Below are 6,295 nucleotides of genomic sequence, written 5' to 3'. Positions count from 1 at the left end.
AGCGCGCAAAACTTATACATATTCCCCTGCAATTGGTATGAGCAGTGGGCGAGTGGCTTAGTCCGGATAGAGCGTTAGCCTCCTAAGCTAATGGTCGGGGGTTCAAATCCCCCCTCGCCCGTCAGGCATTTTTCTTTTTACCGTGCAATCGGTTTTGTTAATAAAGATCCGGCACGAAATTTTTTTTTAGAAAAAGCAAAAATATCTGGTATCACAACAAGAGGTGAACCATGAAAAAAGGTATTCTTTGTACGTTTGCAATTCTGGGCATCAGCATGATCCTCTTTGCCGGCTGTACCTCTTCCCCGGGAACCCCGGGGACGTCCACCGCCGGTGCCGGGGGAAATGCTGCAGCCGGTCAGGACCAGGTGGCCACGCTCGTGAACGGGACGTATGCCTTCAACGCAAGTATATATGCCATCACTACCACTGCCCTGCCCTCGGGTGGCCATATGGTGAATATTTTCGTCACGGTGAGCAATGTGGGAAAAACGCCTGTCCAGCTGCGGTGGTTCAGCACCCTGACCAATGCAAACGGCGTTTCGTTCGGGGGTATCGGAGTATCCCATGGCGGGAGCGGGGCGGAGACCCCCCCGCTTGGGCAGGGTACCTCGGCTACCGGGCGGGATTACATAACCATAAATTCCGACCAGGATTACCAGACCCTGAAGAACGGGGCAACGCTTGAAGTCTTCTTCGTTACCGAACCCCTCGACAACCAGCCTCCCGTGAGTTTCTCAACCGAATGGACCATGGATCCTTCGGTATTTACGTAATTTTTTTAAACCTCCATAACTCCCGGGCAGTTCCTGACAGATCACTGCACGTACCCGTCGCCGCGGTGATCGGGCCACGCAGGTTAATATCAGAACAGCCAGATACCGGATCCTGCATATGGGCCCTGCAGGATTTTTCACCATCACCCGTCCGGCAAACTCGGTTGTTGCCGGGCTCGCGGCTATTGTCGCGTATCTCATTGCCACCGGAGCACTGGTGCCCGGCGTCATCCTGCTCATGGCCGTTGTCGCCCTCATCACCGCTGCCGGGAACGTGATCAACGATTATTACGACGCGGCAATAGATGCGATCAACCGCCCGGAGCGTCCCATACCGTCAGGCACGGTGAGCCGGAACGCTGCCCTCGTGTACGCGGGAGTCCTGTTTTTCCTGGGCATCCTCATCAGCGGTTTTACGTCGCCACTCTGCCTTGCGATTGCCATCTTCAACGCAATCCTCCTTGTCGTATACGCGGCCCGGCTCAAGAGTACGCCGTTTTTCGGGAATGCAGCGGTCTCGTACCTCGCGGCAAGCATATTCCTCTTTGGCGGTGCATTGGCAGGCGGGGACCGGCTGCCGGACATGCTGCCGATCGTGGCCATCACGTTCCTTGCCATGCTTGCCCGGGAACTCCTCAAGGACGCCGAAGACATTGACGGGGACCGTGCCGGGGGTGCCGATACCCTGCCCATCCGGATCGGGGTACGGAAGACTGCGCTCTTTGCCTTTATCTTTACGGTTGCAGCCGTTGCGGCAAGCGTGCTTCCCACATTCTGGTGGGGGGCGTGGTACCTTCTCGGCATCGCCCTTGTCGATATCCTCATCATCCTTGCCGCATTCAGGGCGCTCGGTTGCACGGATCCCGGGTGCGTAAAGGCGGCCGGGTCCACCGGCCTTCTCAAGGCCGGGATGTTTGCGTCCCTTGTCGTATTCACGCTGTCTTCTGTGCTCCTGTGACCTGCAGGACCCGCGGACCACAACAACCTTTATGCACAAGGTCGTGCCTCATCTACCTTGGTACTCCCATGGCAAACGTCATCCGGAAAGGCAGCACGTATTATGCACCCAAAGGGGCATATTACGAAGGCAATGTCAGGATTGACGGCGATTTTATCGTTCCCGCCCGGACCCATTTCTGGGGACGGCTTGTCGTGACCGGGAGGCTCGAACTGGGCATGAAGTCAAGCGTGGCCCTTGACGTGGAATGCGGTAGTGCGATCATCGGGAGCCATGCCCGGGTCAAGGGACCGCTCGTGGCATCCGGGGATGTGACGCTTCTTGATCACTGCGTGGTCTATTCCGTTGCGGCCGGTGGCGGGGTCATCATCAGGCCCGACGTGCACGTCGGTGACGTAACCAGCAGCGATACCATCATCGTTCATGGCAAGATAAAAAGCGGGAAGCTAACCGGCAAGAATATGAAAGTCCTCGGGAACTGACGCAGGATCGAGCCCCAGCACGGCAACCTCGTAGATATCCTGCCAGTTGACCAGGGTTTCCACGCAGCCTTCCTTTAAAGTCACCACGCCCATGGCAATCAGGCCGATCTTGTCGGCCATATCGATCCCTTCTTTTACCTCGGTCAGGCAGCCGACCCCGATGATCGCCTTGGGGTGATATTTCTTAACCATCCTTTTGATGAACGACGATCCCGGGATGATGAAGATGCGGTACCCCAGTTTCTCGAGGAGGATCCGGGCCTCCCCTATCGTGCACTGCCCGCAGTTTACGCACTTGAGCCCCTCGGGGGTAAGATGGGCCGGGCACTTTGCGGATCGCAGGCACTGGGGGACAAAGACCGCACGTTCAGAGAGAGGGACACGGGAAAATGCGCTCGCGTTCATGGTATTATGGATCTTGATAATAAACGTGAGCATCTCCCTGTCCTCAAGGCCGAGGAGCCGGAAGAATGCTTTCATGAGCCCTTCCAGAAAAACCATGCCTGCCTTGATGAACCGGGGGAAATAGAGACGGCCGCGTTTAATCGAGTACAGGGAGATGACGACGAGGACAAACGATACGAGGAGCGCCCCGAGGATAAAGAGGACCGTCGCTTCGCCAATGATGTACATCAGGTTGTGCCACGGGCTGAGATCGAAATCCATGAGGGTCATGTCCGTTTACGGTTCGTTATAGGATGCAGTACGGGATAAGAGTGCGCTGATATCAAAAGGCGGCCGGATGATACCCTGCTCCGTGATGATCGCGCTGACGAGTTCCATGGGAGTCGCATCGAACGCATAGTTCTTTACCGGTACGCCATCGGGGATCAGGGTCCGGCTCCCGATCTCCGCGAGCTCATCGCGTCCCCGCTCTTCGATAGTAACTTCTTGTTCCGTTCTTGTGGCATCGAACGTGGAGAGGGGGGCGGCAACGTAGAACGGGATGTGGTGGTGGCGGGCGCAGACGGCGTGCATGTAGGTGCCGATCTTGTTGAAGACTGCATCGCCGGTAATCCGGTCGGCCCCGACAATCACGGCGTCGATCTTTCCGGTACGCATGATATGTGCTGCCGTGGAATCGGTGATGACCGTGACATCGATCCCGTCCCGGGCCAGTTCCCACGCAGTGAGACGGGCGCCCTGCAGGAGCGGGCGGGTCTCGCACGCGATCACCTTCACTGTTTTTCCTGCTTCCACGGCAGACCGGACCACGCCGAGCGCCGTGCCCCACGAGGAGCAGGCGAGTGCTCCTGCATTACAGTGCGTGAGCAGGGTGCACCGGTCGGGGAGAAGCGTGGCCCCGTAATCGCCGATGGCGTGGCAGCAGCGCGTGTCCTCGGTGGCAATTGCATGGGCCTCGGCAAGTGCGGCCGCCCGGGCGGAAGCGGCATCCGCTGCGGCCAGAAACCGGGCAAGCACCCGGTCGACCCCCCAGCTCAGGTTGACTGCTGTCGGCCGGCTCTCCCTGATGCGTCCTGCCTCGTGCCGCACATCCCGGGAAAATTCTTCCGGTGAGGTACCAGAGCAGGTCTGCGCAGCAAGGGCGACACCGTATCCTCCGGCTACCCCGAGAGCAGGGGCGCCCCGGATCTCCAGCCGCTGTATTGCAGCAATAAGCCGGTCAACGTTCGTGCACCCGGCGATTGCATATTCCGCAGGAAGCAGTGTCTGGTCGATGTACCGGATGCCGGGCAGCGCCTCGTCCCACCAGAGCGTAAAAGTCTCCTTCACCGGGATCGCACCCTCGCAGCCTTTCCTTTTTTCGTGTCGATGAACGCCCGCATCGCCGCCGACTCTCCTGAAGCCACGCTGTCCGGAATGTCTTTTGGCGCGATCGCAGCACCGGCCACGTAGATGCCCGGCCGCACCGTGCCGATGGTGTCCATGGCATCGTGCACCGACCGGATAAACCCGGTCTCTTCGAGTGCAAGCCCGAGTTTTTTTGCAAGTGCAGAGGTCGCGTCCGTGGGCTGGATACCTACCGAGAGCACGACAAGGCCCGGGTAAAGGACCTCGATCTCCCCCGTTTCCGTGTTCTCCACCTGGAAGAAGAGGCCGCTCCCGTTCTGATCGGCCTGCACGTCGGAAGGCATCCCCCTCAGGAACCGTACTCCTGCACCCTTTGCCCGCTCGTAATACTCCTCGTAGCCCTTCCCGTAGGCGCGGACATCCATGTAGAAAATGGTTACCTCGATCTCCGGGTGCTTCTCCCGGATGAGCATCGCGTTCTTCATCGCCTGCATGCAGCAGACGCAGGAACAGTATGGCCGCGAAAGAGGGATATCCCGTGAGCCCACGCACTGGATAAAGACGATACTCTCCGGCTCTTTCCCGTCGCTTAAGCGCCGGATATTCCCGCCAGTCGGACCGCTTGCATTGATCATCCGCTCCAGTTCGAGACTGGTGATCACATCGGGCAACTTCAGGTAACCGAGCGGGACTTTCACCCGTGCGTCGAAGATCTCGTACCCTGTGGCGACAATAATAGCATCGGCATCGATGACGACCTCCTTTTCCGCATCCTCGTGCAGGATTGACTGCGGCCCGCAGACATCGTAGCAGAGCCCGCAATCGATGCAGTGTTCCGTATCCCGAACCACCCGGTCGGGGACCGCCTGGGGATGGGGTTTGTAGATCGCCTTTCTCACCCCGACGCCGGCATCGAACCGGTTGTAGACCTCGACCGGGCAGATCTGGACGCAGTCGCCGCAGCCGGTGCAGGTATCCATATTGATATAGCGCGGGTGCTCGCGGATGGTGACCCGGAAGTGCCCTGCTTCGCCGTCGACTCGTTCCACCTCGGAAAGGGTATGGATTTTAATATTTGCATGTCTCTGGACATCGACCATTTTAGGGGAAAGGATGCACATGGAGCAGTCGTTTGTGGGAAACGTCTTGTCGAGCTGCGCCATGTGGCCGCCGATGGTCGGTTCCCGCTCTACCAGGTGGACAATGATTCCATGGTTTGCGAGATCGAGAGCGGCCTGGATACCGGAAACCCCGGCCCCGATGACGACAACGTCATCCATGGGCATATTCCCCGGCAAGCCTCACATAGGACTGCGCATTTTCGAGGATGTGTTTACGCTGCTCCGCAGTAGTCTCTTTGAGCACCTTGCCGGGTACACCGAGCACGACGGATCCGGGAGGAACCTGCATGCCCTCGGTGACAACTGCGCCTGCGCCGATCAGGGAATCCTCCCCCACGACAGCGCCGTTCAATACGATCGCGCCCATCCCGACCAGCACCCGGTCCCGGATCGTGCAGCCATGGAGGATCGCCCCGTGCCCTACGGATACGTCGCACCCGAGTGTTGTCGGGAACCCGACGCTGGTATGGACAACGCAGTTGTCCTGGATGTTCGACCGGTCGCCAATGGCGATCCGGTCTTTGTCGGCCCTGATGACCGCGCCAAACCAGATACCTACATCCGTTCCTAAGGTAACCCTGCCCGTCACTGTTGCATTGGGCGCAACAAACAGCGGTGTGCCTGCGATCTTCCCATCCATACCCATAATACCATAGGAACTTAACGTACAGACAGCATGAAGGTTATGGTGGGGGGCACCTTTGACCCGCTTCACGACGGCCATAAACGACTCCTGACCCGGTCCTTCGCGCTTGCCGGGCCCGAAGGACAGGTCGTGATCGGGCTTACGACGGACCCGTTTGCCAGCAAAAAAACGCACCCGATCCACCCGTTTGCCGAACGCAGAGCCGACCTCGAACAGTTCATCACCGGCTGCATTACCGCGAAAGCCGGGGAGAACAAATATGCGACGCACTGGGAGATCGAGCCGCTCAGCGACCGGTTCGGCTCGGCGCTCGATGCCGATTTTGACGCGATTGTCGTCTCCGAGGAGACGCTTCCGGTGGCAGTTGAGATCAACAGGCTCCGGCGCGAGAAGAAATTGCGCAAGGTGGATATCCACCAGATCACCTGTGTGCTGGCCGAGGACGGCCGCTGGATCTCGTCCACCCGTATCTGGCGTGGGGAGATCGATGTCCACGGCCACATGATCCATGCGAAAAAACCGGATAACCCGCGATAGTGACAGGATGCCTCCGGGGCGGG

8 protein-coding genes and 1 tRNA gene are annotated in these 6,295 nt (G+C 58.9%); 5 read left to right on the top strand and 4 right to left on the bottom strand.

Going from position 1 to position 6,295, the window contains the following annotated elements; translation table 11 throughout:
* The first annotated feature begins 46 nt into the window (after positions 1–46).
* The 4 genes from ACLQMU_RS04680 (at position 47) to ACLQMU_RS04665 (ending at position 2,216) form a co-directional block, all read left to right on the top strand.
* A tRNA-Arg gene (locus tag ACLQMU_RS04680) sits at positions 47–121 on the top strand.
* A 109-nt stretch (positions 122–230) separates the two neighbouring features.
* Complete coding sequence (locus ACLQMU_RS04675; RefSeq protein WP_424039644.1) at positions 231–776, top strand: hypothetical protein; 546 nt, start codon at positions 231–233, stop codon at positions 774–776.
* 118 nt (positions 777–894) lie between these two features.
* Positions 895–1,734: a geranylgeranylglycerol-phosphate geranylgeranyltransferase gene (locus tag ACLQMU_RS04670; protein ID WP_422148961.1), complete on the top strand. Its 840-nt coding sequence runs from the start codon at positions 895–897 to the stop codon at positions 1,732–1,734.
* A 68-nt stretch (positions 1,735–1,802) separates the two neighbouring features.
* Complete coding sequence (locus ACLQMU_RS04665) at positions 1,803–2,216, top strand: polymer-forming cytoskeletal protein (protein WP_422148962.1); 414 nt, start codon at positions 1,803–1,805, stop codon at positions 2,214–2,216.
* On the opposite strand, the gene ACLQMU_RS04660 is transcribed toward ACLQMU_RS04665, so the two are convergent.
* From ACLQMU_RS04660 to ACLQMU_RS04645, 4 genes are read right to left on the bottom strand one after another with little or no spacing between them, the layout of a single operon-like run.
* Complete coding sequence (locus tag ACLQMU_RS04660) at positions 2,181–2,891, bottom strand: DUF116 domain-containing protein (RefSeq protein WP_422148963.1); 711 nt, start codon at positions 2,889–2,891, stop codon at positions 2,181–2,183. The two genes, ACLQMU_RS04665 and ACLQMU_RS04660, sit on opposite strands and share 36 nt — an antisense overlap.
* A gap of 6 nt (positions 2,892–2,897) precedes the next feature.
* Positions 2,898–3,950 carry an S-methyl-5-thioribose-1-phosphate isomerase gene (gene mtnA, locus ACLQMU_RS04655; protein ID WP_422148964.1) on the bottom strand — a complete coding sequence of 351 codons (1,053 nt, stop codon included), beginning with the start codon at positions 3,948–3,950 and terminating at the stop codon, positions 2,898–2,900.
* Positions 3,947–5,248, bottom strand: coding sequence for a 4Fe-4S binding protein (locus ACLQMU_RS04650; RefSeq protein WP_424039646.1), 1,302 nt, complete (start codon positions 5,246–5,248; stop codon positions 3,947–3,949). Before ACLQMU_RS04650 ends, mtnA begins: the two co-directional genes overlap by 4 nt.
* The gene (locus tag ACLQMU_RS04645) at positions 5,241–5,729 is read right to left on the bottom strand and encodes a gamma carbonic anhydrase family protein (RefSeq protein ID WP_422148965.1); all 489 of its coding nucleotides are present in this window, start codon (positions 5,727–5,729) and stop codon (positions 5,241–5,243) included. Before ACLQMU_RS04645 ends, ACLQMU_RS04650 begins: the two co-directional genes overlap by 8 nt.
* Before the next feature lie 36 nt (positions 5,730–5,765).
* On the opposite strand from ACLQMU_RS04645, the gene ACLQMU_RS04640 reads away from it, so the two are divergent.
* On the top strand, positions 5,766–6,272 hold the full coding sequence (locus tag ACLQMU_RS04640; RefSeq protein WP_422148966.1) for a phosphopantetheine adenylyltransferase: 507 nt from the start codon (positions 5,766–5,768) through the stop codon (positions 6,270–6,272).
* Positions 6,273–6,295 lie beyond the last annotated feature (23 nt).

This window comes from Methanoregula sp. (assembly GCF_052325125.1).
Classification (GTDB): Archaea; Halobacteriota; Methanomicrobia; order Methanomicrobiales; family Methanospirillaceae; genus Methanoregula.
Note: the sequence above shows the minus strand (reverse complement) of the source record. Positions and strands in the feature narration are given on the sequence as shown.